Origin of the sequence: Quatrionicoccus australiensis (genome assembly GCF_020510425.1) — a bacterium.
Lineage (GTDB): Bacteria > Pseudomonadota > Gammaproteobacteria > Burkholderiales > Rhodocyclaceae > Azonexus > Azonexus australiensis_A.
In genome coordinates this window covers 2,498,635-2,525,178 of the sequence record NZ_JAHBAH010000001.1, presented here as the reverse complement: position 1 = coordinate 2,525,178, position 26,544 = coordinate 2,498,635, and the positions used below count along the sequence as shown (strand labels likewise).

The following is a 26,544-nucleotide window of genomic DNA, read 5'->3' as shown; positions in this document are numbered from 1 at the left end:
GCCGGCCGGAAAAGCTATTGCGCTACGCCATCCCGTGTTGGCGGCGAATACACCACGACCCGGTTCCGCCCTTCATGCTTGGCGATATAGAGCGCCAGATCGGCCGCCTGGGTCAGTTCGTCAGGCATCTTGCCGTGCTCGGGATAGGCGGCGACACCAAGTGAAGTCGAGAAAGCGAGCGTGAAGTTGCCGAACTGGACACGAATGTCGGCAATCGTCGTACGCCAGCGCTCAGCCCGTTCGGCAGCCACCGAAAGAGGCATGCGCGGCATCAGGATGACAAACTCCTCGCCGCCGTAGCGGCACAAGACGTCTTCGTGACGGATATCGGCCTGCAGGCTGCGCGCCAGTTCGCGCAAGGCCTCGTCGCCGGCCTGGTGGCCATAGGTGTCATTGATCTGCTTGAAATGATCGAGATCGAGAATGACCAGGGCAAGCGGGTAACCCTCGCGCCGGGCGCGCCACAGTTCGCGCTCCAGCGTTTCGTCGAGGTAACGCCGGTTGAAACAGCCGGTCAGGCTGTCGCGGATGGCCTGCTCCTGCAAGGCAACCTGCAGTTGTTCGATTTCTTCGAGTTGCTTGCGCAGATATTCGTTGGCAATACGCAGCCTGTCCTCGGCAACCCGACGTTCGGAAATGTCGCGCGAAACGCCAAGCACTGTCGCCGGCCGGCCGTCGTGATCGAGCAGGAAGCTCGCAACCACCTCGGAAGAGACAATACTGCCGTCCTTGTGCGGCTGGTCGATCTCGTACAGCGCCGACATCGCGCTCTTGTCGCCCGCCGCGAGACGGGCCAGATGATCCTGCAGCAAGGCTTGGACAAGCTGCAGCGAAGCCGGCATCAGCGCCTCGTTCAGCGATTGGCGCAGCGCCTCCTCGGCCGTAAAGCCGCGCGCTTTCTCGACGGCCGGGCTGACGTAGGTGAAGCGCAGGCTGGCGACGTCGAGCATCCAGATCACATCCTTGCTCTGCTCGGCCAGGCGGCGATAACGCTCTTCGCTCTCGCCAAGCGCCTGCTCGGCCGCCTGGCGAATGCTGACTTCCTTGTGCAGGCGCCGGTTCAGGCGTGCGAAATAAAGGGCGAGCAAGGCCAGAAGCACGAAAATCGCCGCGGCGCCGGCCAGTACCGGCCACACCCAGGCCGGCATGCGGCGCGGCTCGCTCTCGTAGATCAGGCCGTCGAGCGAAAAATTGGCCGGCAGCATGCCCTGCTCGGCGTAGGTCTGGGCGATCTGCTGCCAGCGCGTTGCCGACATCTGGCCGATCTCGACCAGTTCGGGTTGCATCAGACGTTTCATTTCGGCCGCTTCAAAGAGCAGGTGGGCCTTGCTGTGGCGCGTCGAATAACGCTGCAGGATCAGGTCGGAAATTTCTTCCGGATGCGCCATGGCGTAATCCCAGCCGCGCAGTACGGCCGCGCGCAAGGCGCGAACCGCCTTGGGCGACTTCTGCAGACGCGCCTCGCTGGTGAACAGCGTATCGCCGTAGAAATTGATCCCGGCCGCAGTCGGCGAATAGGCCAGGTAGGGAAAATTGGCCTTGCGCAGCAGGAAGGGCTCGTCGGAGGAATAGCCGGAATAGGCCGCGACCTCGCCGCTGATCAGATCGTCCAGTTCGAAACGATGCGGCACCGCGACGTAGCGTTCGACGCCCTCGCGCTTGAGGTAGGCGAGCAGTTCGGCCTCGTGCGGCAGCAACATGATGCGTTGCTCGCTCAGTGCGTCGAGGCTCGGAATCTTGCGCCGGTTGACCAGCAGGACCAGCGGCGAATGCTGGACGATGACGGCGAGGGCGACCACCGGCTGCCCCTGGGCACGACGCAAGGCGAGTTCGGAAGCGGCGACGCCGTATTCGGCACGGCCGCTTACCACCTCGTCAACCGGATCGGCGCCGGCCGCCAGTTCGCGCAGGCTGACCTCGAAACCGGCGGCACGGAAATAGCCCTTCTCCAGCGCCGCGTAATAGCCGGCAAACTGGAACTGGTGCTTCCAGTTGAGCTGGATGCTGACCTTTTCCAGTGCGCTGGCAGGCGACAGGATCAGGCAAAGGACGAGAAAGGCAAAAAAACGCATGGGGAAAGATCGATCCGGCAGACAGCCGATTTACTTGTGATAGGTGCGACTGCTGCCGCGCGAGTTGCCGGAATTCGAGTCGGCGACATCATCGAACAGGTTCCAGCCCTGATTTTGCGCATGTGCGAAAAGGAGCAGCGCGAGCAGGCCGGCAACCAGGTTGAATTTGCGGAACATCAGTCGTCGTCTCCGGAATCATCGGCCGCTACCGGCGCGTGGTCGCTCTCGGCCCAGCGCCGCACTTCGAAGGCGGCGTGGCGCAGGCGCGTGAAGATCGGGAAGATGGCGAGGAAGATCAGCAACAGCACGAAATTCGACCAGCCGGCGCCGACGCTCATGACTTCCATCCGGTCATGCACCGGCACCGGCTTTTCCGGTGCCAGATCGGGGTCGACCGTCAGGTAATAGGTACCGGGCGGAATGTCGGGGAAGACCACTTCGTCCTGGCGATTGCCTTCCGACCAGCTTTCGCCGCCGTCGTTGCCGTAGTAATAGGCAAGCTCGCGGCTGGCCGGCCAGGCGTTGCCGCTGTTCTTGTCGACCAGGGTCAGGTTGAGGCCAATCCAATTGTTGTCGAGGCTGGTCGTGTTGCGCACCTTGAGCCGGCGCACCCGCGCATCGATCACGAATTCGCGGCTTTGCAGCTCGTCGACCGCAGGTGCGCCAAAGTCGAAGTCCTGGCGCAGCAGCAGCTTGCCGCCGCCAGCGAGCAGCATGAACAAGGCCTGCGCCACAACGGCAAGCACGGCCAGGCGCCAGAACAGCCGGCAGACGCGACGATGCGTTTCTTCCCAGGGATTGGGCTGATTGGCGAAGATGCCGATCGGTTCGGGCAAGGCATTCTTCAGGGCAAAGGCTGCAGCGATCTCGGCCGGTTCGACATAGACGCCCTGCGACCAGTTGAGATCGCTGTCGGTGCTTTCACGCGACAGCAGCAGCGGTGGCGCGACGTAATCGACCACCCGGTTGCACTCGCCGCGCCGCACCCGCCAGGTGAACTCGCCGGCGACCTGGATCACCTCGGCGCTCGGCGTCGTCGTGAAATGCCGGAAGCTCTGACCGTTCCAGCGCACATCGGTGAGTTCCATGGCGCCGCTGCCGGTCGGCGGGCTGGACAGCACGTCGGCAACATTCCAGTGGCCGTTGTACTCGGTCAACCAGCGATAAGTGCCATTTTCCCCGGCCAGCAGGTATTCGCGCCAGTCGTAGAAAATGCCTGCGCTGACGCACTGCTTGACGAGAAAACCGATCACTTCGACTGGTCGACCGTCCAGCTTGCCCTGGCTGCCGAGCGCCAGGCGCGGCACGTACTTTTCGTCGCGACTGCCCAGCGCCTTCGACAGGACCTGGTAATTGCGGTCGGCCGTATCGACCACCGCGCCACAGGCGACGCAGCCGACTGCGAGAATTTCCGGCGAACGCGCCGTCATCGGCGAGCCGCAACTCGGGCAGCGAAAAACCTGCGCGGCAACCGTCTTTTCGGGCGACCCCATGCCCTGGCGCAGGTTGCTCAGGCGCAGCGCAGCGAATTCGACGGCCTCGCCGATGAACATCAGGGGCGGCGTTTCGGAGTAATCAAGGGTGGCGAAATTGGCCCCGTTTCTGAGGTCGACCGCTGCGACCGGATAACCGGCGCCGACCTTGAACGGCAGCTCGCCCTGGCCGGCGATGCACTCGGCCTGGGCGATATTGCTGACCGTCCAGGTCTGGCTGGCGAGCACGAAGCGCTGACCGATTTTCAGGGCATCCAACGGCGGCAGCGCATCCGGCACAAACTGCGCAAAAGTGAGCACGTACTCGCCGCCAGCCTCCGACAGCCAGCCGGTGCGCATGTCGTCGAAGAGCAGATGCCATTCGTTCCAGATGCCCTGCTCGTACTTGATCTGGACGCGCCCGATCAGGGCAAAGTGCACGCCCTTGTAGCTGCCTTCCGTGCCCAGTTGCAGCGGCGAGCGGTCTTCGACCAACGCCGCCATCTTGCCGATGTCTTCCAGATTCTGGTCGTGCCGGACCAGCGTGCTGCTGCAATAAGCGCAGACCGCGAAGACCGACGACGCCGACTGAAAGACAACCGGCGCGCCGCAGGAAGGGCAGGATGCAGTAATGGCCACTAGGCAGCGGTCAACTCAGTTTTTTGAGCAATTCCGCTTTCTTGGCCTCGAACTCGGCCTGGCTGAGGATGCCTTTTTCGACCAGTCCGTGCAGTTTTTCCAGGGTCGCCACGACCTCGTCGGCCGACACGCTCGCCACCGCCGTCGGCTGCAGCGCGGCACCCATCGCCTGCCCGACCACCTGGCCGAAACCGACGCCGGCACCGAGACCGACGCCCATTGCCGCCAGGCCGCCCTCGTTTTTCGCCGCATCGGGAATGCTGTTGGCGACCTGGTACTGCGTGTAGCGCTGCATGTCGCCGATCATGTTCATGCCGATCTTCTGGTCGAGGATCTTCTGCAGTTCTTCCGGCAACGAGACGTTCTGCACGACCAGCGAGTCGAGCGCCAGGCCGTACTCGGCAAACATCGGCTGCGCCTTGGCGAACATCGCCTTGCCGAACTCGTCCTGGTTGGCGGCCATGTCGATGAAGGCAACGCCGGACTCGGCAAAGAGATCGGTCAGGCCGGCGACCAGCGTGTTGCGCAACTGGCCTTCAAGCTCGTCGCGGCCGTAGCTGTCACGGGTACCGGAAATCTTCTGGTAGAAGGTCTTGGCGTCCACCAGGTGCCAGGAATAGATGCCGAAGGCACGCATGCGGACAATGCCGAATTCCTTGTCGCGGATGGTGATCGGGTTCGGCGTGCCCCACTTCTGATCGAGCTGCTGCCGCGTCGAGAAGAAGTACAGATCGGACTTGAACGGGGATTCGAACAGCTTGTCCCAGTTCTTGAGATAGGTCAGGACGGGCAGCGTCTGCGTCGTCAGCTTGTACATGCCGGGCGCAAAGACGTCGGCAACCGTGCCTTCGTTGACGAAGAGCGCGAGTTGCGAGTCGCGCACGGTCAGGCTGGCGCCGTTCTGGATTTCCATTTCCGCCATCGGGAAACGCCAGGCCAGCGTACCGTCGGCATCCTCGGTCCACTGCAGGATGTCGATAAACTGCTTCTTGATGAAGTCCATCAGTGCCATCACTACCTCCTAAAGGGTCAGGCGATGCAGCCGGCGTTGAGAATGCCGACCGCGATCGAGAGTAATGCGAGGAAAATGCCCGAGGCCATGCGCCCCTGGGGAATGCTTTCATTGATGCGCGGCAACACAATGCGGGCGACGACGAAAACGAGCAGTTGCACGATGCCGGCGATGACACCCCAGCCGATCATCGCGTACAGGTTGTGGCTGACCGCGACCGACACGGCGAGCGGCAGTGCGAAGCCGATCACCGCACCACCCAGGCTGACGGCGGCGGCTTCGTTGCCGGCACGGATCAGTTGTAGCTCGTTATAAGGCGTGATCAGTACATAAAGCGCAAAAAACACGCCCAGGAGAACGATGCCCGTCGCAAAGAAACTGGCGAAGGCTGGCAAACCGCTGATGACCGGATCAAACATTGAATTCCCCTGAAGCAGAATGACAGCGAAGTATTGTCGCCGCAAGCCCGCCGCAACTCAAGCCGGACGTGCCTGATGCCAGGCGACGAAAGCATCCAGAGGCATCGGCTTCGCATACAGATAGCCCTGCATGCGGTTACAGCCAAGCTGGCGCAACTGTGCCGCCTGGACGTGATCCTCGACCCCCTCGGCGAGCGGCATCATGTCCAGATCCCAGGCCAGATCGATGATCGTCCGGACGATCCGCAGATGCTCCTCCGAAGTCGTCATCGCGACAACAAACGAGCGGTCGATCTTGATTTCGTTGAGCGGCAGATTGACCAGATAACTGAGTGACGAATAGCCGGTACCGAAATCGTCGAGTGCCAGGCGGATGCCCAGGGCCCGCAGACGACGCATGACCTCGAGGCAACGCTCCGGATCGCCGAGCATCGCCGACTCGGTCAGCTCGATGGTGAAGCGCTTGCCCGGCACCTGCCAGGTTGCCAGGCGCTGCGCGAACATTTCCGGCAAATCGGTATCGAGCAGATCGTCGGCCGTCAGGTTGATCGACAGCGGGATATCGATCCCCTTCGCCGACAGTTCGCTTGCCACATGCAGGGCATTGCGGATCAGCCAATCGGTAAACAGGTGGCGCCAGCCGTTTTCCTCGATCATCTCGATGATCTGCGGCGGCGGCACCCATTCGCCATTCGCCCGCTGCCAGCGCAACAACAACTCCGCCCCGGTACATTCCCCGGAAGGTGCGTCCACTTGCGGCTGCATGAATATCATCAGCGTCTCGTGATGCAAGGCCTGGCGCAGTTCTTCCGCCATTTCGCAACGATGCTGCCAATCCCGACGCATTTCAGGCTGGAACCAGCCAAAGGACTCACGCGTCGACTGCAACTCCCCACGCGCCAGGCGAGCCGCCTGCAGAATGGATTCCGCATCGGCAGCGTGCTCGGGCAGCATGGCCGCACCAATACTGGCTTCGAGGGGCATGCTGCGCCCGCTCAGCATGCCCAGCGGCTCGGCAAAGGCCTGCCCGATATGGGCGGCCACCAGCGTCGGCACTGCCATCGACTGGACACCGGGCAACAACAACAGCCACTCATCCTCGCGTCCCGAAAAAATCCGGTCTACCGGCCGCAACAACAAACGCAAACGCTCTGCCACGATACCGGGCAGACTTTGCAGATCACTGGCAGCCAGTTGTCCGAAGCGATTGCGGTTGGTCAGGACGAGGGAGAGCACGGCGACCGGTTCGGCACTCCCGGCCAATTCCCGCAGTGCGTGCAGGGCAGCCAGTTCGCCGGGCACGCCGGCCCGGGCCAGGCCAAGCTCTTCACCAAGTTCGACAGCGGCAATGACCGCAGCAAAAACACTGCGCCGCAGGATGGAGAAAAGATCGAGGTAGAGACGGTTGACCGATGCGGTCTCGCCGAACAGCGCATGTTCGCAAAACTCGACGACACGGAAGAAGAAACTCAGCGTGTCCGTCAGCGAAAATCCGCAGCCATGCAGCTTGTGCCAGGCCGACAGCCAGTCCTGCTGCCATTGCGGATCGCCCAGCGCGCTCGCCATGCGGGCAGAAATTGCGGCGAACTCGGCGAGTACGGGGTCATCGGCCTCCTCGGCAAGTGCCTGGTGGACAGCTGACTGCCAGAGCGGCGCGATCGCCGAAAACGAGGCGAGCGCCTCGTCGCTCAGCCCGAATTGCGCTGCTGCAAGTCCGGGACCGGGGTCAACCGAGATTATAGTCATGTGAGGCCAGTCCATACGCATCATGCGGCAGCGCCCGGGCAACCCTGCAAGCCTGGTGGGCAGGCTCATTGAGGTCGATGACCCGATAGCCGCGCACCTCCTGCTTGTCGGCATCGAGCATGATCAGCACGCGCGGTCGCGAGCGCCGCACCCGGTTTTGCTGGATGACGATACCGACCTCGCCACTACTCAGTTCGAGCAAGGTACCAATTGGATAAAGACCGACGCATTGCACGAACTGCTCCATCAGACCGGGACTGAACTGGTGGTCGCGCTGTTTGTAGAGTTCCTCAAGCGCCTCCTGGTGACCGAGTGCACTGCGATAAGGCTTGTTTTTCAGCATGGCACAGAACGAATCGACCAGGCCGGCCATTTCGGCTGCCAGACCAAGCTCGTCGAGCTTGAGCTGGCGCGGGTAGCCGCTGCCGTCCCAGCGCTCGTGGTGACGGGCGATCGTCAGCAGCACATTTTCGGGAATGTTGCCCTGGCTGCACAGCAGCTCCAGCGAACTGGCCACATGCGAATGGACCAATTCCTTTTCTTCCGGCGTCAGCGGCCCGGTCTTGGCGAGAATCTCGACCGGCACCTGGGTCTTGCCGATATCCTGCAGCATGCCGGCAATGCCGAGTTCAAGCAGCGGCAGTCCCCGCCAGCCGATGTGCGCACCGAGCATCAGCAAGTACACCGAAACATCCATGGCGTGGTCAAAACTGTACTGATCCATGCGCTTCAGACGCAGCAACCACATCAGCGCATCCGGGTTGCGGCGCAGGCTGCCCGACATGTCGCGCACCCCTTCGCGCACTGAACCCAGATCCATCGACCTTTCCAGGCTGACGGACTGGAAGCTGCGCTGCAACGCGTTCTGCAGATCGTCGAAGCGCGGCTCCATGTAAGAAAGCTCGCGGGCCAGCGCAATCGAGTGCTCGGAGTCATTCTGGCGCTGCAGAAAAGTCAGGAAACGCCGCCGCCGCTGCTGCCGCTTGTCGCTGTCGGCCTGCATCTCGAACAGCGGCGGCCGGCGCCGGACCGGCTGCCCGGGCTCGGCGACACCGCCACTGGCAGCCGGTGGACGCAAGGCGTAATCACGCCCGTAATCCTTGACCAGATGGAATTCGTTCAATGAGCGGCTACGGTCGACGTAGACAAAACGGCATTTTTGCTGAAACTGCTCGACCTGCTCCAGGCTGGAGATCACGAACCCCTGCAAGGCAAACGAAAACTCGGTCCACGCGCAATCCGGTTCGGCAACGAACATGCCGATCTTCAGGTCGGCTACCGCAACAATCTCCATGGGTGCTTCTTTCGATACTGGGGCTAGGATTCCGGGGCCAGGCGGAGCAGCCCCTCCAGTGGAAGATTGTGCGCCAGCAAATGGGGAATAACAAGGAAGCCACTTAGCACTTCGGCATGTCCACCGGACAGAATGCAGCAGGCATCACGCCCCGCCAGACGGGCAAAAGCGCGCTCGATGGCACCGACCTGCGCTTCGACACAACCCGTGACAATGGCATCGGCGGTGGCACGCGGATATGCCACATGCACGCCATCGGCAAAAGGCAGCGCGGCCGTGCCCTGAAACAGCGCCCGGCGCATGGTTTCCAGGCCGGGCAGGATCAGGCCGCCGAGAAAATTGCCGTCGGCATCCAGGCTGTCGATGGTGGTTGCAGTCCCCGCCATGACCACGAGACGCGGTGTCGAACCGAGCTGACGCGCACCGACCAGGGCGCACCAGCGGTCGACACCGAGCTGGGCCGGATTTATATAAAGATTTGTAATTCCGGCCTGATTTGCCCCTGCCTTTGCCTCACGCAGTACGTCCGACCATGGCGCCAGGACTTGGCGCAAGCTCTCGCCGACCACCGGACCGGCCACATTCGCCAGCATGACGCGCGCCGGCTGCGGCCAGCGCCGACAAAGCTCGCCAAGCTCCCCGATCCCGGCATGCGTCACGACGCCCTGGTCGCACCACGCATGCCCGTCGTGCGCGCCCCATTTGATGCGGCTATTGCCGCTGTCGATGCAGATGATCATGCGCGGCGCAGGCTGACATCACCGGAAAAGATGCGTTGCATGCCGCTCGCCGTCTCCAGCAGCAAGGCGCCGTCAGCATCGACACCGGCGCACCGTCCAAGAAGCGGCGCGCTGCCGTCATCAAGCAACTGAACCGCCGCATCCTGCCAGGCATGGCGCTGCTGCCATTCGTTTTTGCTGCTGGCGAAGCCGTCGACCGCAAAGGCATCCAGCACGCCGGCCAGCGCAGAAAGGACGGCAGCGAGAACCAGATGCCGTTCGGGCAAGGCGGCCATCGCCTGATCCAGCCCGGCCACCGGCTGCGGCAACTCAACCGTCGGCGCAGAAAGATTGATGCCGATGCCGATCACAGCCTGGATGCCGCGCCGGTCACTGGCCAGTTCGACAAGAATGCCGGCCAGCTTGGCATAGTCGTCGCCCTGGCGAAGCAGGACGTCATTCGGCCACTTCAGGCAGATGCCTTGCGCACCGAGACCTTCAAGGGCGCGCGCCAGCGCAACGCCAACCGCCAGCGACAAGCCGGCAAGCCGCGCCGGCGAACCGGAAAAGCGCCAGAGCAGGGAAAAGGTCAGGCTGGCTTCGGGCGCCGACAGCCATTGCCGGCCGCGCCGTCCCCGCCCGGCGGATTGCCGGTCGGCGACGATCACCGTACCGGCCGGCGCGCCAAGATCGGCCCGGCGCATCAGCTCGCTGCTGGTGGAATCACACTCTTCAAATGCATCGACATCAAAACGCCCGGCCAGCAAGCCAAGCCGAGATTTGAGCAGAACGGGATCGATCAGGGGCATGCGGCGAATTGTATGCCAGTTCGCCGCATGCCGAAAAAACCCGCTTTACTCGGCGACGTCCTTGCTGCCGTCGATGCCGAGTTCGGCAATCTTGCGGGTGATCGTGTTGCGACCGATGCCAAGCGCCTGCGCCGCCTCGATCCGGCGGCCGCCAGTATGCGCCAGCGCCCGCGCGATCAGGATGCGCTCGAAGGTCTGGGTCAGCACACCGTGCACATCGCCGAGACCACGCGCCAGCAGGCGGTCGACCTCGCCTTCGAGGGCACTTTCCCAATCGGTTGCCAGCATGGTCGGCACGGCATCGCGCAATTCGCCGGGCAAATCGCCGATTTCAACCTGTTGACCGGGCGCCATCACGGTCAGCCAGTGGCAGAGATTTTCCAGCTGCCGCACGTTACCCTGGAAGTCCAGACCGCTCAGATACTTGATCGCCGTATCCGACAGGCGCTTGGTTTCAACGCCGAGCTCGCGCGCACTCTTCTGCAGGAAGTGGCGGGTGAGCAGCGGAATGTCCTCGCGGCGTTCGCGCAGCGACGGCAGACGAATGCGGATGACGTTCAGGCGATGGAACAAGTCTTCGCGGAACAGGCCGTCCTTGACCCGCGTTTCGAGATTCTGGTGGGTCGCGGCGATGACCCGGACATTGGCCTTGATCGGCGAATGGCCGCCGACGCGATAGAAATGCCCGTCGGACAGGACGCGCAGCAGACGGGTCTGCAGCTCGGACGGCATGTCGCCGATTTCGTCGAGGAACAGCGTACCCGCTTCGGCCTGCTCGAAACGGCCGCGCCGTTGTGCCTGGGCGCCGGTGAAGGCGCCACGCTCGTGGCCGAACAGTTCGGACTCGAGCAGGTCCTTGGGAATCGCCGCGGTGTTGATCGCGATGAAAGGCTTGTCGGCACGCGGGCTGTGCCGGTGCAGGGCACGCGCCACCAGTTCCTTGCCGGAACCGGATTCGCCGGTGATCAGCACGGTCGCGTGCGACAGGGCGAGACGACCGATCGCGCGGAAGACTTCCTGCATGGCCGGTGCCTGACCGAGAATTTCCGGCACCAGGCCTTCTTCCTCAGCCGCACCGCTTTGGTGCATTGATTCGTCGATGGCGCGCCGGATCAGCTCGACCGCCTGATCAACGTCAAAGGGTTTCGGCAGGTATTCGAAGGCGCCGCCCTGGAAGGCTGCGACCGCACTTTCCAGATCGGAATAGGCGGTCATGATGATGACCGGCACCGACGGAAAACGGGTTTTCACTTCCTGCAGCAGTTCCAGCCCGGACTGGCCGGGCATGCGGATGTCGGACATCAGCACCTGCGGCGGCTCGATGCCCTGCTCCAGCTGCGAAATCGCCTCGCTGGCCGAGGCGTAACTCTTGAACGGAATGCCCTCGCGGGACAGGGTTTTTTCCAGGACCCAGCGAATGGAACGATCGTCGTCAACAATCCAGACCGGTTTCATGTTTGTTTGGCTCATCTTGTCATTGGTATGGGATACATCAAAGCAAGACTCAAGCCCGCTCAGGCCTGCTCGACCGGCAGACGCAGCGTGAACACCGTATTGCCTGGCCGACTGGAACAGTCGATGGTGCCGTGATGGTGCTGCACGAAATTCTGGGCAATGGTCAGCCCCAGACCGCTGCCGCCTTCGCGCCCGGAAACCAGCGGATAGAACATGCGCTCGCGGATATCGTCGGGAATACCCGGTCCGTTGTCGATGACCTTGATCTCCATGGCCAGGCGGTAGCGCTTCTTGACCAGCGTGATCTGGCGCAGCGAACGCGTGCGCAGGATGATCTCGCCTTCGCCGCCCATCGCCTGCGCCGCATTGCGGGCGATGTTGAGCACCGCCTGGATCAGTTGTTCGCGATCGCCGACCAGTTCCGGCAGGCTGGTATCGTAATCGCGCTGCATGTGCAGCGAACCGGGAAATTCGGCGGTCAGCAGGCTGCGTACCCGCTCCAGGATTTCGTGGATATTGACTGTCGTCGGCAGCATCGCCCGGTGTGGCGTGAGCAGGCGCTGCATCAGATCCTGCAGGCGGTCGGCTTCCTTGATGATGACCTGGGTGTATTCCTTGAGCGAGGGGTTGGCCAACTCGTGCTCGAGCAATTGCGCTGCGCCGCGGATACCGCCCAGCGGATTCTTGATTTCGTGCGCCAGGTTGCGGATCAGTTCGCGACTGGCCTGCTGCTGCTCGATCAGGCGCTCCTCGCGGGTTGCGGCCAGATGGTGCTCGATCGGCTGCAATTCGAGCAGCAGGCGCACGCCGGCCGCCAGTTCGGGGCGCAGCGGCGTCACCGTGCAGTTGATATGCAGGATTTCACCGTCACTGCGTTTCAGCTGGATATTCTGCCCGGTATAGCCCCAGTTGTTGTTCAGGCCGTTGTCGAGCGCCGACTGCAGCGTTGCCGAACAGGTGCAGACCGCATCCAGGGTCTTGCCGGCGACCGAGCGCGAACTGACGGCGAGCAGGTTTTCACCGGCCGGATTGATATAACGGATCAGCCGACCTTCATCGATCAGCAGCACCGCAGAAGCCAGCAGATCGAGGCCGGCGAACGAAGCGTAATTGGCGTCCATGGCCGTCATTGTAGCGAATGGCAGGGCCGCACAAGGATAACTTGCGTTAATGACCGAACGTTCATTATCATCGGCAATCCCCATCGAAGCCATGAAAATGCCCGCCTTGATCCGCCACCACCCATTGTTGCTTCTCGGCTGCAGCGCACTGCTCGCCGCCTGCAGCGCCGAAGCACCGCCGCCCCCGGCCGCCCGCTCCGTGCTGGTCCAGCCGGCCGTCAGCAGTGGCACCGGCAGCGGCATCTACACCGGCGAAATCCGCGCCCGCCACGAAATCGACCTCGCCTTCCGGGTGGGCGGCAAGCTCGCCGCCCGCCTGGTCGATGCCGGCGCCGAAATCAAGCCCGGCCAGCCGCTCGCCCGCCTCGATCCAGCCGACCTGCAACTGGCTGCCACCGCCGCGCGCGCCCAGTTGAGCGCCGCGGAAAGCGAAGCCACCACGGCCAGCGCCGAGCGCGAACGTTACGCCGGCCTGCTCGGCAAGAAATTCGTCAGCCAGGCTGCCTTCGATGCCAAGGACAACGCCCGCAACAGCGCCCAGGCCAGGCTCGAACAAGCGCGCGCCCAGAACCAGATCAGCAGCAACCAGAACAGCTACGGCACGCTGAGCAGCGAATTCCCGGCCGTCGTCACTGCCGTGCTCGCCGAAGCCGGCCAGGTGGTCAGCGCCGGCCAGGCCGTGCTGCGCATCGCCCGCCCGGAAGAAAAGGAAGTCGCGATCGCCATTCCGGAGAGCCGGCTGGCTGAAATCCGCGCCGCCAAATCCATAGCGGTCAACCTCTGGGCCGACCCGAAAATCACCCTGCGCGGCGAATTGCGCGAACTGTCACCGGCCGCCGATCCGCTGACCCGCACCTACGCCGCCCGCATCCGCATCGCCAACCCGCCACCGGAAGTGCGTCTCGGCATGACGGCGCGCGTCGCACTCGATGCGGCCAGCACGGAAAGCCTGCAGGTGCCGCTCGGCGCCGTCCTCGACCAGGGCCAGGGGCCGCTCGTCTGGGTCGTCGCCGACGGCAAGGCCGCGCCACGCCCGGTCAAAATCGTCCGTTTCCAGGAAGACGCTGCCGTGATCGGCGAAGGCCTCAAAGCCGGCGAGCTGGTGGTCATCGCCGGCGCCGGCAAGCTGGTCGCCGGCCAGGCGGTCACGCCGAAGACGGCCAATCCGCCCGAACGGCAGCGCTGATCCGATGAGCCATCGCTTCAACCTGTCCGACTGGACCCTGCACCACCGCACGCTGGTCGGTTACTTCCTGTTCGCCCTTGCGCTGATGGGCGTCTTTGCCTACGGCAAGCTGAGCCAGGCGGAAGACCCGCCGTTCACCTTCAAGCTGATGGTGATCCGCACCAACTGGCCGGGCGCCACGGCGCAGGAGGTCGAACTGCAACTGACCGACAAGATCGAGAAGAAGCTGCAGGAAACGCCCCACATCGACCGCGTTGCGAGTTTCTCGCGCCCCGGCGAGTCGACCGTGATGTTCTTCGCCAAGGACAGCATGCCGCCCGCGCTGGTGCCCGATGTCTATTACCAGGTCCGCAAGAAGATCGGCGACATCCGCCACACCCTGCCCGCCGGCATTCAGGGACCATTTTTCAACGATGAGTTCGGCGACGTTTTCGGCAATATTTACGCGTTGACCGGTGAGGGGCTCGACTACCCGCAACTGAAGGATATCGCCGAGCGCCTGCGCGACGAGCTGCTGCGCGTGCCCAATGTCGGCAAGGTGGAAATTTTCGGCATCCAGGACGAGAAGATCTACGTCGAGCTGTCGAATGCCAAGCTGGCAACGCTCGGCATCGACCTCAATACCATCACTGCCGCCCTCGGCCAGCAGAATGCGGTCGCCGGCAGCGGCTTCTTCGAGACGCCGGGCGAGCGCATCCAGATCCGTCCGGGCGGCGCCTTCGACAGCGTGCAGGCGGTGGCCGACACCCTGATCCGCTCCGGCAGCCGCAGCTTCCGCCTCGGCGACATCGCGAGCATCCGGCGCGGCACCATCGACCCGGCAGCGACGCAAGTGCGTTATGGCGGCAAGCGGGCGCTGGCCATTGGCGTCGCGATGGCCAAGGGCGGCGATGTCATTCTGCTCGGCAAGGCCTTGCAGGCACGCATTGCGCAAATCCAGGCGACGCTGCCGCTCGGCGTCGAAATCGGCGAGGCAGCCAGCCAGCCAGATGCGGTCAAGCGCTCGGTCGACGCCTTCGTCCAATCCCTCGCCGAAGCGGTGATCGTCGTCCTGCTCGTCACCTTCATCAGCCTCGGCATCCGCACCGGCATGGTCGTCGCGATTTCGATTCCGCTCGTCCTGGCCGCCACCTTCCTCGCCATGGACTTTTTCAATGTCGGCCTGCACAAGGTCTCGCTCGGCGCGCTGGTGCTCGCCCTCGGCCTGCTCGTCGACGATGCGATCATCGCCGTCGAAATGATGTGGGTGAAGATGGAACAGGGCTGGGAACGCACCCGCGCCGCCTCCTTCGCCTACACCAGCACGGCCGGCCCGATGCTGTCCGGCACGCTGGTCACGGTGGCCGGCTTCATCCCGATCGCCATCGCCAAGTCGGCGACCGGCGAATACGCCTTCGCCTTCTTCCAGATCAACGTCATCGCCCTGCTCATTTCCTGGCTGGCCGCAGTGATCGCGATTCCCTGGCTGGGCTACAAGCTGTTGCCCGACCCGCGTGCGCCACGCGCCCCCAGCCTGCTCGAACGTCGCCTGCCGCGCCTCGCTCACCGCCTCGCAAAACTGGGCATCGGCGGCCCGCCGCACGCCGAAGACCACGACGTCTATGGCACGCCCTTCTACAGCCATTTCCGCCGCCTCGTCGCCTGGTGCGTCGGGCATCGCTGGCTGGTCATCGGCATCACCATCGGCCTGTTCGCGCTGGCCATCGTCGGCATGGGCAAGGTGCAAAAACAGTTCTTCCCGAACTCGACCCGCCTCGAACTCAATGTCGAACTGCGCCTGCCCGAAGGCGCCTCGGTCGCCGCCACCGACGCCGAGGCAAAACGCCTCGAAGACTGGCTGGACAAGGACAAGACGGAGTTCGACCAGTTCGAGCACTACATCACCTATGTCGGCGCCGGCTCGCCGCGCTATTACCTCGGCCTCGACCAGCAGCTGCCGGCCAGCAACGTCAGCCAGTTCGTCATCCTGTCGCGCAGCGTCGAAGCCCGCGAAGCGCTGCGCGGTCGACTGATCCATTTGTTCGAAAATGACGGCTTCAATGCCCGCGGCAACATCAGCCGCATCGAGAACGGCCCGCCGGTCGGCTACCCGGTGCAATACCGGGTCAGCGGCGAAGACCTGCCGACCCTGCGCAAGATTGCCGGCCAGATCGCCGACGTCATGCGCCAGGAAGCGGAGTTGTCCAACATCAATTTCGACTGGAGCGAGCTTTCGAAGAGTATCGAGATCGAGATCGACCAGGACAAGGCCCGCCTGCTCGGCGTTTCCAGCCAGGATCTGGCGGCGCTGCTCAACATGTCGCTGAACGGCTACACGATCACCAGCTTCCGCGAAGGCGAAAAGAGCATCGATGTCGTGCTGCGCGGCGACCGCGCCGAACGCACCCACCTCGCCAGCCTGCCCGATCTTTCGGTCCCGACGCGCAGCGGCAGGAGCGTGCCGCTGGCCCAGATCGGCCGCCTCAAGTCCACGTTCGAGCCGGGCCTGGTCTGGCGGCGCGACCGCCTGCCGACCATCACCGTGCGCGGCAACCTGTACAGCAAGACACAGCCCGCCACCATCGTCGACCGCATCGCACCGCAGATCAATGCCATCCGCGGCACCCTGCCGGAAGGCTACGCCATCGCCACCGGCGGCTCGGTCGAGGAATCAGCCAAGGGTTCCACGTCGGTGATGGCCGGCATCCCGGTCTTCCTGCTGGTCGTGATCACCATCCTGATGATCCAGTTGCAGAGCGTCTCGCGCGTTGTCATGGTGCTGCTCACCGCGCCACTCGGCATCATCGGGATTGCGCTGTTCCTGCTCGTCTTCCGCCAGCCCTTCGGCTTCATGGCGCTGCTCGGCACCATCGCGCTGTTCGGCATGATCATGCGCAACTCGGTGATCCTGGTCGACCAGATCGAGCAGGACCTGGCGGCCGGCAAGGCGCGCCTGGAAGCCATCGTCGAATCGACGGTGCGCCGCTTCCGTCCGATCGTGCTGACCGCGGCCGCCGCTGTGCTGGCCATGGTGCCGCTGTCGCGCAACGACTTCTTCGGGCCGATGGCGGTCGCCATCATGGGTGGCCTGATCGTCGCCACCGCGCTGACCCTGCTCTTCCTGCCGGCGCTCTATGCGGCCTGGTATAAAGTCAGGATCCAGGATCCAGCCACTAGGATCGAGCAATAGACAGAGGGCGCCTTGGCGCCCTCAAATTTTCACTAACAGCTTGATCCTGATAGCTAACAGCTACTTGAGATTGCCCAGTTCCTTCTGGATCGCCTGGATGTTGCGCTCGTGCTGGCCAACGCTGTCGCGATAAGGCAGCAAACGCTCGCTCTTGTCGCCCAGGGTGCGCTCCTGCTCGGCCAGTTCGCGCTTCGCCTGCTCGAGATTGCGCTGTTCGGTCGCCAGTTCCTGCTCGAGAATGCGCTTGCGATCACCGTCGCGCGCCTTCTGCGTATCGTCCTGCACCTTGGGGAAACCTGCCGGTGTCGGCGTCGCCGCTGCACCGGCCGGCTTCGCACCGCCCCTGGGGGCCGGCACGACCGTCGCCGTTTCGGAATTGACCACAGCCTTGCAGTTCTTGTCGAGACGCGAATTCGAAATCACGGGACTGCCGCCATTGGCATCCGGACATTTGTAGATGGTCTGCGCGGCAACCGGCAAAGCCAGCGTCGCAACAAACAGGGCAAGTACGCTACGTGTCATTGTCATCAATCCTCGCAAGCCTTCAAGTGTACCGGACTTTAACGTCCGCTTCCCTGAAATGGTGGACAAAAAAAAGGCGGGAAATCCCGCCTTTTTTCAGGTACCCAGTCGCTTAGCAGCTGTAGTACAGGTCGAATTCCACCGGGTGGGTGGTCATGCGAACCTTGTTGACTTCGTCCATCTTCAGTTCGATGTAGGACTCGATCCATTCGTTGGAGAAGACACCGCCACGGGTCAGGAACTCATGGTCGGCAGCCAGGGAGGCCAGCGCTTCTTCGAGGGAAGCACAGACGGTCGGGATGGCTGCATCTTCTTCCGGCGGCAGGTCGTACAGGTTCTTGGAAGCCGGCTCGCCCGGGTGGATCTTGTTCTGGATACCATCCAGACCGGCCATCAGCAGCGCCGAGAAGCACAGGTACGGATTGGCGATCGGATCCGGGAAGCGGGTTTCGATACGACGAGCCTTGGTCGAGGCAACGTACGGAATGCGGATGGAAGCGGAACGGTTCTTGGCAGAGTAAGCCAGCTTGACCGGCGCTTCGTAGTGCGGAACCAGACGCTTGTAGGAGTTGGTGCCCGGATTGGTGATGGCGTTCAGGGCCTTGGCGTGCTTGATGATGCCGCCGATGTAGAACAGGGCGGTTTCAGACAGACCGGCATAGCCGTCACCGGCGAACAGGTTCTTGCCATCCTTCCAGATGGACTGGTGAACGTGCATGCCCGAACCGTTGTCGCCAACGATCGGCTTCGGCATGAAGGTGGCGGTCTTGCCGTACTGGTGAGCAACGTTGTGCACCACGTACTTCAGGATCTGGGTCTGGTCGGCACGCTTGACCAGGGTGTTGAACACGGTACCGATTTCGCACTGACCGGCAGTGGCGACTTCGTGGTGGTGAACTTCAACCGGGCAGCCGAGGGCTTCCAGGGTCAGGACCATGGCCGAACGGATGTCGTGCAGGCTGTCGACCGGGGGAACCGGGAAGTAGCCGCCCTTGACGGTCGGACGATGGCCGGTGGCGCCGTTGCCGTCGTTCTTCTCGCCCGAACCCCAAGCCGCTTCAGCGGAATGGATCTTCAGGGAGCAGCCGGACATGTCGACATTCCACTCGACGCCGTCGAAGATGAAGAATTCGGGTTCCGGACCGAAGTAGGCGGTGTCGCCAATGCCGGAGGACTTCAGGTAGGCTTCAGCGCGCTTGGCGATGGAGCGCGGGTCGCGGTCGTAACCACGGCCATCGGTCGGATCGATCACGTCACAGGTCAGGACGACGGTGGTTTCGTCGAAGAACGGGTCGATGTAAGCGGTGGACGGATCCGGGTTCAGTTGCATGTCGGAAGCTTGAATACCCTTCCAGCCAGCGATGGAGGAACCGTCGAAAGCGTGACCGTTTTCGAACTTGTCTTCGCTGAAGGCGGAAACCGGCACGGTGACGTGCTGTTCTTTGCCACGGGTATCGGTGAAGCGGAAATCAACGAACTTTGCGTCATTTTCCTTGATCAGCTTGATCACGTCTTGCGGGGTTGCCATAAACGTCAGTCTCCTAAGAAAACAAGTTGCCGGACGATCCGGCGACAATCAATAAATCGAATCGCGAGGGATTTAGCAGAAAACGTGCCAAAGGTCGTCGACCAAGTTTTGTATTTTGCCACAACGAGATGCCGGGTTTAAGCAAAGATTTAACGCACCAATGTCGTGCAAAAACACCAACGGAATGCACTATCTTGGTGCAAAAGCGCAATTCAACGAAATCCGCCGGATTTCCGGATGCGAACGCGCGAACCCGGCAAAGCGTAGCGCGACTTCCTGAACCGCCTTGCCATCGACAAAAAAGCTGTTGGCAAAAAACAACTCGACCTCGACCTGACCACCAAGATAATGCAACACCAGCTTCTCGGGCGTCGGCAAATCGGCCAGCACGGGAGCCAGTTCCTGCAACACCGTATCGCGCCCAGGCAGACGGGCGACGGCCACATCGCTGCCGGCATCATTCTCGGGATCGATGTGTACCAGTACATCAAGCACTTCGGGATGCGCATCCAATACCCTGACCCGGACCGATTCGGCAATCCGGTGCCCCTCGGAAACGCTGATCCGGGCATCAACCTGAACATGCGCATCAACCAGCGCCTGATGCGCCATGCGCCGCGTACGCAAGGCATGCAGGCCGAGCACGCCGGGCGTTGTCCGCAGCGTCTGGCGGATGGCGGCGACTTGCGCCTCGTCGAGACCGGTATCGATCAATTCCTTGAGCGCGCCCCAGGCCAGCACCGCCCCCATGCGCAGGATCATGAAGCCCATCAGCGCCGCCGCCAGCAGATCGAGGAAAGCCCAGCCAAGCAGGGCGCCACCGATACCAACCACGACGACCAGGGCCGACGCCGCATCGGCCCTGGTGTGCAGGGCATTGGCGATGAGCAACTGCGAGCGCTGCCGTTCGGCAACGCGAATCAGATAGTGGTAGAGCCCTTCCTTGGCCAGCACCGTAATGACGGCAATCCAGAATGCCCACATCTCGATGGGCGGCAAGGCTTCGACATGCTGCAGGCGCATGCCGGACTGCCACAGGATGCCACCACCGATCAGTGCCAGCGAGGCACCGAGGATCAGCGTCGCCGCCGTCTCGACCCGGGCGTGGCCATACGGATGTTCGCGATCAGCCGGCTGGGCGCTTTGCCGGCTGGCGTAAATCACCAGAAAATCGGAGAGCAGATCGGAAAAGGAATGCAGACCGTGCGCAACCAGGGATTGCGAATGCGCCAGCCAGCCGACCAACAGTTGCAGCACCGTCATCACCAGATTGACGACCACACTGATCCAGGTCGCGTGCTGCGCCTCGGCGGCCCGCTCGGCCATGCTTGCCGCCACCGGCGGCACGGGATGATCGCGGTCTGTCATGCCTCTACCTTATACTGTTAGGACCAACTTCAGGCAATCAAAAGACCATGGGAAAACTGACCGAGATCATCAACCTCGCCTGCGAGCGCGCCAAGGCGCTCGGCCTGCCCTACAAGGGCGCCCTGACCCCGGCCGAAGCGCACGACCTGCTCCGTCTCGCCCCCGGCGCCAGGCTGGTCGACGTCCGCACCCGGGCCGAATGGGACTGGGTCGGCCGCGTCCCCAACGCCGTCGAGATCGAGTGGAACCAGTATCCGGGCGGCGTGCGCAATCCGAACTTCCTGGCCGAACTGCAGCGCCAGGTCGACCGTGAAGCGCTGGTCATGTTCCTCTGCCGCAGCGGCGCCCGCTCCGACGGTGCGGCGCAGCTCGCCACCGAGCACGGCTACGGCGACTGTTACAACATCCTCGAAGGCTTCGAGGGCGACAAGGATGCCAGCGGCCATCGCAATACCGTCGGCGGCTGGCGCCATGCCGGTCTGCCCTGGGTACAGGGCTGAGCGGTCAGCCGCCCAGGCTCTTCAGACCGGTGTAAATCGACATTGCCGTCGTGCATAGCGCGACGGCTGCACTTCCCAGATCGCTCCAGCGGGTCAGCGACTCGGTCAGCACACCACTGCCCAGACCGCTGACACCGGCAGCCCGCAGGCGTTGAAGCGCATCCTGCCGCTTGTGGATGCGCTGCTCAAGCCAGTGATACAGCCAGAGACCGGTGATGAAACTGAGGCCGATGCTGGCGGCAAATTCGACGAACTCGCGGACTTCGACAGCATCCTGCGGCAGGAGCGGAACCTGATCGATCAGGGCGGTGATCGCACTCATGCCGAACACGGCGAGCAGCGCGACCAGAAAAGCCAGCAGGACGCCGGGTAGCAAGCTCAAACGACTGGCCCGGGCGAAGAAAAAGCCGAAGGGCAGCGGCAGCAGCAAGGCAAAGACCCGCAGGTAAAGCACCTTGGCATCGTAGACAAACACCAGCAACCAATGCCCGAGCAAAAGGAGCAGCAGCGGCAACAACAGGCAGACCAGCGCCGTCGGCAAGGCGCGCACAGGAGCGGCCGGCACGGCTTCGATGGCTGGCGCGCCAACGGCGTCGCCTGCCGCAACCACCGACTCGGCGGGCGCAGGCCGCGCCGCGAGCTGCGCCTCCAGATCGGCAATGCGCTCCAGCAGCGGTTTGACCAGGAAAAGATCGCGCCGGCAAACGGCGCAGACCAGTGCCTCGTCAGCGATTTCCGAAGCGCAGTACGGACACTTCATTTACTTGAGCACGTTGAGCGTCATGACGACCTGGCTGCTCCGCCCTTCGGTGTCCTGCACGATGATCTGGATCTGGTGTTCGCCGGGTGGCGTTTCGGCACCGGGCAGGTCGAGACCGTTTTCGCTCAGGCCGGTTTTGACCCGCGGCAGCAGGTCGACCGGTTTAGCCTTGAGATAGATCACCTTGGTGGCGGCCGGATCGATCTTGGCGCCGCCACGGGCTTCAAAGGCCACCTTCAGATCGAAGGGCGAACTGAGATTGGCCAGATCGGGCGTCAATACCTTGATCGCCGGCCCGCGCGTGATGCCGCGCGTCGCCAGCACACCGGCCCCGGCCGGCAACTTGGCCTCTTCGGCCTTGATCAGGGTCACGGCCTCGGCCGAAAGGGCAAACAGCAAACCAGCCAGGCCGGCACCCATCGTTTTCAATGTCGACATTTGCTACTCCTCTCAATCGCCCACCAGGACAAAGGGGGCCCAGAACAGCGGGTGAGCATAACTGAAAAGCGGCTTGCCCGTCTTGCCGTCCAGCTTGCCGGGGCCGTCCACCATGCCGAGCATCGCCTGGCGCAGCGCCTCGGTCTTGCCCAGCGCATGGTCAGCCGACTGCCGGCGGAACAGGTCGGTCATCAGGCCGCGCGCCGCCTCGGTTTCCACCGGCCAGTTGGAAACCAGCAGGGCGCGCGCTCCGGCATAGAAAAAGGCACGCCCGAGACCCGATACCGCTTCGCTGCCCGAGCCTTCGCCGGCCGCCGTATTGCAGGCTGAGAGCACGACCCAGTCGGCATTGAGCTTGAGCGAGAGGATTTCTTCCTGGGTGAGCAGGCCATCGCCGCTGCCGCCACTGACACCCGGTGCGCTCAGGGCGAGCGCCGGCTGGCTCAGGCCATTCAGTTCCCCGGGCACCAGGCCGTGCGTGGCAAACATGACGACCCGGCGGTTGGCCAGGTTGGCGGCAAAAACCGTTTTTTCGCTGGCGCTCTGATTGAGGAAAATATCGCGCGCCGGATCGGCGCCGAGCGCCTTGGCAATCTCGCGAATCTCCTCGGCGGTATCGGGCAGGCGCGGCAAAAGGGCCAGTTCGGCGGAGTCGACCGCCTGGGTACGAGGGACGTTACGCCGTTGCAACGGTAGGCCGCGCATCGCCACCTGCACGGTCGACGCCTTTTTTGTCGCCATTTTGTCGGCTTCGCTCGCCTGCTCCTCGCTGAAGTAAGGATCGCCGAAACCGATGAACGGAAGCCGGTCGGCCGCCCCCGGCGGCAAGCGGCGCAGGCTGGCCAGCGCCGTCACCGACGGCAGTTGCGCCACCGCTACCTGGCGCATCAGCCAGGGCACCTGGCGATAGCCGGCAAAGATCACCCCGCCCTTCGCCGGTTGCGGCGTCGGCGCAGTGATCAGCAGGGAGAGCGGCAACTGGCCCAGCTCGCCGTGCGGCACGGCGAGCAGCGTCGTCGCCCCGTGCAGCAACTCGGCGACCGGCCCGAACAAGTCCTGGTAAAGCTGATGCGCCAGCACCGTGTCAAAGGCCGGAATCTGCTCGACGGTCGGTGCCTCGGCATCGAGCGCCCGGCGCAGCCTGGCAACGGCGGCCGCCATCTTCGCCTGATCGGTCGGCAAGGCGGCAAAGCGGCTGCGCCCGTCGGCGGCGATGGCCCAGACCTGCGCGCCTTTCTGGCCGAAATACCAGGACAGCATCACTTCGCCCGGATGCAGCATTTTGCTCACTTCCAGCATGTTGACCGGTGGCGGATCGACCAGGCGGGCATATTCCGGGAAACGCTGGCTGATCTCCTTCTTGAGCCGGCTCCGCGTCTGTTTGAGACTCTCGATGTCGGCCCGGATCTTGGCCTGGATGGCGGGCAGTTGCTGTTCCGGCGAGGCCGACAACAACTGGCTGAGCAGATCGTTGAGGGAATTGCTGCGCCGTTGCGCGTCCTGTTCGTCACGCGCCAGCTGGGCGAGATCGGGGTCGCTGATCGAGGCGCGCGCCGCACTGCGGGTCAACGCCCGCTGCACCGAACTGCCACGCGCCAGGTCGGCCATCACGAAAGCCTCGTTGGCGGCATCGAAGCCATCCGGCAGGCTGGCCGTGCCCTGCATGTCGGCGAGCAGGCGGATGTAGCGTTCGAGAATGCCGATCAGGCGCTGCTGCCGGCGCAGGCTGCCGGTTTCCGCCTCGCTGTCGCTGCGCAGGCGCTCGACCAGCACCGGCAGGGCCTGACGGAAGGCCGCCAGCGCCGTCACCCGGTTGCCCTGATCAGCCAGCGCCATCGCGTAGAAAGCGCGAATTTCCGAGGTACGCAAGGCCTTTTCGCCCATCTGCTTGCGCGTCCGTTCCAGCATCTCGGACGCCATGCGCTCGGCCAGTTCGGGCTTGCCGCTGCGCAGATAGGCCTGGACCACGTCAAGATCACCGCGTGCCACCTGTGCCTCGAGTTCCGGGGTGTGCTCGGCCGCCTTCCTGATGCGTTCGTAAAACTGCAGCGCCTTGGCATCGTTGCCCAGCGCGACCTGCGCCGCCAGGTTGGCGCGCAAGGCGCCGAGGACAGCCAGCGAATGCGGCGCTGCACCGCTGGCCAGCACCGTCTCCAGCGCCGCCTCGGAGAGCTTGGCCGACTCGGCGTAACGTCCCTGCTCGGCGATGACACTGGCCAGCACGCGCAGACCGCGCGCCACATCGGGCGACGAGCGGCCGGCCCGCTTCAGCGTGTGTTCGATCGCCGACCGCGCCATCGCCTCGGCCTCGACCAGCTTGCCCTGATTGAGCAGTACTTGCGCCAGGCTGCGCTCCAGCCCCTCGGCCGACTGCTGCATTCCTTCCGGCGACGGCGCATCGCGACCAGCCGCCCGCAGCGCCGGCAAATCGGCCAAGGCCAGCTGGTTTTCCCGTTGGCTCTTGCGAAAAGCCGCTACGGCCTCGACCGTCTTGCCGGCCATGGCAAAATATTCGCCGCGCGCCTTCTCGTAGGAACTCAACCAGAAATGCGAACGGCTCGTCCAGCTCTTGCTGGGCCGGAGTGAGTTGAGCGTTGCCTCAAGTTTGTCGAGACTCTGCTTCGCCATCTCGAAATCGCCGATCTGCGACGCCATCCCCACCATCTGCCCATAGGCGCCAATCAGTTGCCCCTGATTGTTCTGCGGCACGTGCTTGAGCGCTTCCTCGGCATAGCGCTGCGCCGACAGGAAATTGCCGCCCAGGCGCTCGGCCTGGGCCAGGCCGCGCATGGCACGGGAAAACTCCGGATCACCGCTTTGCCCATGCTGGATGGCAAGCGTCAGATCATCTATCTGCTGCTGCACCTGGCCCAATTCCGCTGCCGCTTGGGCGCGCCGCCAGTAGAAGTCGAACAACTGCTTGCGATCCTCGCCTTGCGGCACCGGCGCTTCGGCCACGGCGCGCAACTTGCGCAGCAGATCGTCGTTTTGCCGGTAGTCGGCCAGCATCCGCGTGATGTCATTGATCGAGCGCGGCGGCGGCCGGATCGCCGCTTCATCGACGCCGGCCTCGCCCACCGGCTCCCCAGCCTGGACACCCAACCCGGCAGCCAGCAGCATGGCAGCGAAACAGCGATGATAGAATCTTTCCCCAAGCATGTTGCCTCTCCTAGGCGCCGTCGTTCTGGCAGCTTAACCTTCGAAAAGAATCCAATGCAAGCCGATCAGCCCCTCGTATTCGCCCCCTTCAACAACCTGTCCGATGAAGCCTGCCAGGAACGCATCCGCGTTGCCCGCGCCAAGCTCGGCAAGAAGGCGGTCATCCTCTGCCATCACTACCAGCGCGCCGACATCTACCAGCACGCCGACCTGACCGGCGACTCGCTGAAGCTGTCGCGCCTTGCCTCGCAGACCGATTCCGAATACGTGATTTTCTGCGGCGTGCATTTCATGGCCGAAGTCGCCGACATCATGACCGCACCGCACCAGACCGCCATCCTGCCCGACCTCGCGGCCGGCTGTTCGATGGCCGACATGGCCAACCTGGCCAAGGTCGAGCGCTGCTGGCGCGAGCTCAACGAAGTGTTGAATGCCGAAGAGGAAATCACCCCGGTCACCTACATCAACTCGGCAGCCGATCTCAAAGCCTTCTGCGGCGAACACGGCGGCATCGTCTGTACCTCGTCGAACGCCGGCACCATCGCCAAATGGGCCTTCGAACGCCGCCCCAAGGTGCTGTTCTTCCCCGACCAGCATCTCGGCCGGTGGACCGGCCACAACATGGGCATTCCGATGGACGAGATGGTCGTCTGGGATCCGGACCTCGAACTCGGCGGCCTGACCCCGGCCCAGATCAAGAAGGCGAAGATCCTGCTCTGGAAGGGCCACTGTTCGGTGCACCAGATGTTCCAGAAGGCGCACATCGACGCTTTCCGCGCCAAGTACCCGGAAGGCAAGGTGATCGCCCACCCGGAATGCAATTTCGAAGTCTGCGCCGCTTCCGATTACGTTGGTTCGACCGAATACATCGTCAAGATCATCAAGGAAGCGCCGGAAGGCACACGCTGGCTGGTCGGCACCGAACTCAACCTGGTCGACCGCCTGGCCAAGGAAGTGCTGCCGCAGAACAAGATCGTCCAGTTCATGGCAACCACCGTCTGCATGTGTTCGACCATGCAGCGCATCGATCCGCAGCACCTGGCCTGGATTCTGGAAAACCTGGTCGACGGCAAGGTGGTCAATGCGATCAAGGTGTCGGAGCACGAAACGGCGCTCGCCAAGCTCGCACTCGACCGCATGCTTGCGATTTCCTGAG

Annotated in this window: 21 protein-coding genes; 4 read left to right on the top strand and 17 right to left on the bottom strand. The window is 63.4% G+C overall.

The genetic code is table 11. From position 1 onward, the window contains the following. Positions 1-14: 14 nt before the first annotated feature. Genes KIG99_RS12190 through glnL form a run of 11 tightly spaced genes read right to left on the bottom strand, consistent with a single transcriptional unit; the run spans position 15 to position 12,758 of the window. Positions 15-2,072 carry a diguanylate cyclase gene (locus KIG99_RS12190; RefSeq protein ID WP_226460393.1) on the bottom strand — a complete coding sequence of 686 codons (2,058 nt, stop codon included), beginning with the start codon at positions 2,070-2,072 and terminating at the stop codon, positions 15-17. Positions 2,073-2,102: 30 nt separating this feature from the next. Continuing rightward, positions 2,103-2,249 (bottom strand): hypothetical protein, encoded by a 147-nt coding sequence (locus KIG99_RS12185; protein ID WP_226460392.1) that lies wholly within the window; start codon positions 2,247-2,249, stop codon positions 2,103-2,105. Continuing rightward, the gene (locus KIG99_RS12180; RefSeq protein WP_226460391.1) at positions 2,249-4,183 is read right to left on the bottom strand and encodes a DUF4178 domain-containing protein; all 1,935 of its coding nucleotides are present in this window, start codon (positions 4,181-4,183) and stop codon (positions 2,249-2,251) included. Before KIG99_RS12180 ends, KIG99_RS12185 begins: the two co-directional genes overlap by 1 nt. 10 nt (positions 4,184-4,193) lie before the next feature. Then, complete coding sequence (locus KIG99_RS12175; RefSeq protein WP_226460390.1) at positions 4,194-5,195, bottom strand: SPFH domain-containing protein; 1,002 nt, start codon at positions 5,193-5,195, stop codon at positions 4,194-4,196. 17 nt (positions 5,196-5,212) lie between these two features. Beyond that, complete coding sequence (locus KIG99_RS12170; RefSeq protein ID WP_226460389.1) at positions 5,213-5,614, bottom strand: DUF350 domain-containing protein; 402 nt, start codon at positions 5,612-5,614, stop codon at positions 5,213-5,215. 57 nt (positions 5,615-5,671) lie between these two features. Beyond that, positions 5,672-7,360 (bottom strand): putative bifunctional diguanylate cyclase/phosphodiesterase, encoded by a 1,689-nt coding sequence (locus tag KIG99_RS12165; RefSeq protein WP_226460388.1) that lies wholly within the window; start codon positions 7,358-7,360, stop codon positions 5,672-5,674. Continuing rightward, positions 7,341-8,654, bottom strand: coding sequence for an HD-GYP domain-containing protein (locus tag KIG99_RS12160; RefSeq protein ID WP_226460387.1), 1,314 nt, complete (start codon positions 8,652-8,654; stop codon positions 7,341-7,343). The genes KIG99_RS12165 and KIG99_RS12160 overlap by 20 nt, the downstream gene beginning before the upstream one ends. A gap of 23 nt (positions 8,655-8,677) precedes the next feature. Next, positions 8,678-9,394, bottom strand: a complete 717-nt coding sequence (locus tag KIG99_RS12155) for a type III pantothenate kinase (protein ID WP_226460386.1) — start codon at positions 9,392-9,394, stop codon at positions 8,678-8,680. After that, positions 9,391-10,182 (bottom strand): biotin--[acetyl-CoA-carboxylase] ligase, encoded by a 792-nt coding sequence (locus KIG99_RS12150; RefSeq protein WP_226460385.1) that lies wholly within the window; start codon positions 10,180-10,182, stop codon positions 9,391-9,393. Before KIG99_RS12150 ends, KIG99_RS12155 begins: the two co-directional genes overlap by 4 nt. 45 nt (positions 10,183-10,227) lie before the next feature. Next, a complete protein-coding gene (gene ntrC / locus KIG99_RS12145; protein WP_226460384.1) occupies positions 10,228-11,637 on the bottom strand; it encodes a nitrogen regulation protein NR(I) in 1,410 nt (469 codons plus the stop codon). A gap of 59 nt (positions 11,638-11,696) precedes the next feature. Beyond that, complete coding sequence (gene glnL, locus KIG99_RS12140) at positions 11,697-12,758, bottom strand: nitrogen regulation protein NR(II) (RefSeq protein ID WP_404817880.1); 1,062 nt, start codon at positions 12,756-12,758, stop codon at positions 11,697-11,699. 97 nt (positions 12,759-12,855) lie between these two features. Between glnL and KIG99_RS12135 the strand changes: the two genes are divergently transcribed. Continuing rightward, the gene (locus KIG99_RS12135; RefSeq protein WP_226460382.1) at positions 12,856-13,944 is read left to right on the top strand and encodes an efflux RND transporter periplasmic adaptor subunit; all 1,089 of its coding nucleotides are present in this window, start codon (positions 12,856-12,858) and stop codon (positions 13,942-13,944) included. A 4-nt stretch (positions 13,945-13,948) separates the two neighbouring features. Beyond that, entirely contained in the window at positions 13,949-17,113 is a 3,165-nt protein-coding gene (locus KIG99_RS12130) for an efflux RND transporter permease subunit (RefSeq protein WP_226460381.1), read from the top strand. A 60-nt stretch (positions 17,114-17,173) separates the two neighbouring features. On the opposite strand, the gene KIG99_RS12125 is transcribed toward KIG99_RS12130, so the two are convergent. The 3 genes from KIG99_RS12125 to KIG99_RS12115 all read right to left on the bottom strand — a co-directional run bounded on the left by KIG99_RS12125 (position 17,174) and on the right by KIG99_RS12115 (position 20,531). Next, a complete protein-coding gene (locus tag KIG99_RS12125) occupies positions 17,174-17,635 on the bottom strand; it encodes a DUF4124 domain-containing protein (RefSeq protein WP_226460380.1) in 462 nt (153 codons plus the stop codon). 112 nt (positions 17,636-17,747) lie between these two features. Next, positions 17,748-19,163 carry a type I glutamate--ammonia ligase gene (gene glnA / locus KIG99_RS12120; RefSeq protein WP_226442198.1) on the bottom strand — a complete coding sequence of 472 codons (1,416 nt, stop codon included), beginning with the start codon at positions 19,161-19,163 and terminating at the stop codon, positions 17,748-17,750. 189 nt (positions 19,164-19,352) lie between these two features. Further along, positions 19,353-20,531: a cation diffusion facilitator family transporter gene (locus KIG99_RS12115; RefSeq protein WP_226460379.1), complete on the bottom strand. Its 1,179-nt coding sequence runs from the start codon at positions 20,529-20,531 to the stop codon at positions 19,353-19,355. A 47-nt stretch (positions 20,532-20,578) separates the two neighbouring features. Here KIG99_RS12115 and KIG99_RS12110 point away from each other — a divergent pair, with 47 nt between their 5' ends. Beyond that, a complete protein-coding gene (locus KIG99_RS12110) occupies positions 20,579-21,031 on the top strand; it encodes a rhodanese-like domain-containing protein (RefSeq protein WP_226460378.1) in 453 nt (150 codons plus the stop codon). Positions 21,032-21,035: 4 nt separating this feature from the next. Here the strand turns inward: KIG99_RS12110 and KIG99_RS12105 are convergent, their stop codons facing one another. The 3 genes from KIG99_RS12105 to KIG99_RS12095 are packed head-to-tail and all read right to left on the bottom strand — an operon-like array spanning position 21,036 to position 25,388. Then, a complete protein-coding gene (locus KIG99_RS12105; protein WP_226460377.1) occupies positions 21,036-21,791 on the bottom strand; it encodes a hypothetical protein in 756 nt (251 codons plus the stop codon). Further along, a complete protein-coding gene (locus KIG99_RS12100) occupies positions 21,792-22,229 on the bottom strand; it encodes a hypothetical protein (protein WP_226460376.1) in 438 nt (145 codons plus the stop codon). It lies immediately after the preceding gene. Between the two features lie 12 nt (positions 22,230-22,241). After that, a complete protein-coding gene (locus KIG99_RS12095) occupies positions 22,242-25,388 on the bottom strand; it encodes a CHAT domain-containing protein (RefSeq protein WP_226460375.1) in 3,147 nt (1,048 codons plus the stop codon). A gap of 54 nt (positions 25,389-25,442) precedes the next feature. On the opposite strand from KIG99_RS12095, the gene nadA reads away from it, so the two are divergent. After that, the gene (gene nadA, locus KIG99_RS12090) at positions 25,443-26,543 is read left to right on the top strand and encodes a quinolinate synthase NadA (protein WP_226460374.1); all 1,101 of its coding nucleotides are present in this window, start codon (positions 25,443-25,445) and stop codon (positions 26,541-26,543) included. Position 26,544: the final 1 nt, after the last annotated feature.

Bases quoted from the DNA above. Each gene is read 5' to 3' on its own strand.
- glnL (WP_404817880.1), bottom strand. From the start codon at position 12,758: ATGGACGCCAATTACGCTTCGTTCGCCGGCCTCGATCTGCTGGCTTCT.
- glnA (WP_226442198.1), bottom strand. From the start codon at position 19,163: ATGGCAACCCCGCAAGACGTGATCAAGCTGATCAAGGAAAATGACGCA.
- KIG99_RS12110 (WP_226460378.1), top strand. From the start codon at position 20,579: ATGGGAAAACTGACCGAGATCATCAACCTCGCCTGCGAGCGCGCCAAG.
- KIG99_RS12165 (WP_226460388.1), bottom strand. From the start codon at position 7,360: ATGACTATAATCTCGGTTGACCCCGGTCCCGGACTTGCAGCAGCGCAA.
- KIG99_RS12155 (WP_226460386.1), bottom strand. From the start codon at position 9,394: ATGATCATCTGCATCGACAGCGGCAATAGCCGCATCAAATGGGGCGCG.
- KIG99_RS12160 (WP_226460387.1), bottom strand. From the start codon at position 8,654: ATGGAGATTGTTGCGGTAGCCGACCTGAAGATCGGCATGTTCGTTGCC.
- KIG99_RS12100 (WP_226460376.1), bottom strand. From the start codon at position 22,229: ATGTCGACATTGAAAACGATGGGTGCCGGCCTGGCTGGTTTGCTGTTT.
- KIG99_RS12130 (WP_226460381.1), top strand. From the start codon at position 13,949: ATGAGCCATCGCTTCAACCTGTCCGACTGGACCCTGCACCACCGCACG.
- KIG99_RS12190 (WP_226460393.1), bottom strand. From the start codon at position 2,072: ATGCGTTTTTTTGCCTTTCTCGTCCTTTGCCTGATCCTGTCGCCTGCC.
- KIG99_RS12150 (WP_226460385.1), bottom strand. From the start codon at position 10,182: ATGCCCCTGATCGATCCCGTTCTGCTCAAATCTCGGCTTGGCTTGCTG.
- KIG99_RS12185 (WP_226460392.1), bottom strand. From the start codon at position 2,249: ATGTTCCGCAAATTCAACCTGGTTGCCGGCCTGCTCGCGCTGCTCCTT.
- KIG99_RS12125 (WP_226460380.1), bottom strand. From the start codon at position 17,635: ATGACACGTAGCGTACTTGCCCTGTTTGTTGCGACGCTGGCTTTGCCG.
- ntrC (WP_226460384.1), bottom strand. From the start codon at position 11,637: ATGAAACCGGTCTGGATTGTTGACGACGATCGTTCCATTCGCTGGGTC.
- KIG99_RS12175 (WP_226460390.1), bottom strand. From the start codon at position 5,195: ATGGCACTGATGGACTTCATCAAGAAGCAGTTTATCGACATCCTGCAG.
- KIG99_RS12115 (WP_226460379.1), bottom strand. From the start codon at position 20,531: ATGACAGACCGCGATCATCCCGTGCCGCCGGTGGCGGCAAGCATGGCC.
- KIG99_RS12095 (WP_226460375.1), bottom strand. From the start codon at position 25,388: ATGCTTGGGGAAAGATTCTATCATCGCTGTTTCGCTGCCATGCTGCTG.
- KIG99_RS12135 (WP_226460382.1), top strand. From the start codon at position 12,856: ATGCCCGCCTTGATCCGCCACCACCCATTGTTGCTTCTCGGCTGCAGC.
- KIG99_RS12105 (WP_226460377.1), bottom strand. From the start codon at position 21,791: ATGAAGTGTCCGTACTGCGCTTCGGAAATCGCTGACGAGGCACTGGTC.
- KIG99_RS12170 (WP_226460389.1), bottom strand. From the start codon at position 5,614: ATGTTTGATCCGGTCATCAGCGGTTTGCCAGCCTTCGCCAGTTTCTTT.
- nadA (WP_226460374.1), top strand. From the start codon at position 25,443: ATGCAAGCCGATCAGCCCCTCGTATTCGCCCCCTTCAACAACCTGTCC.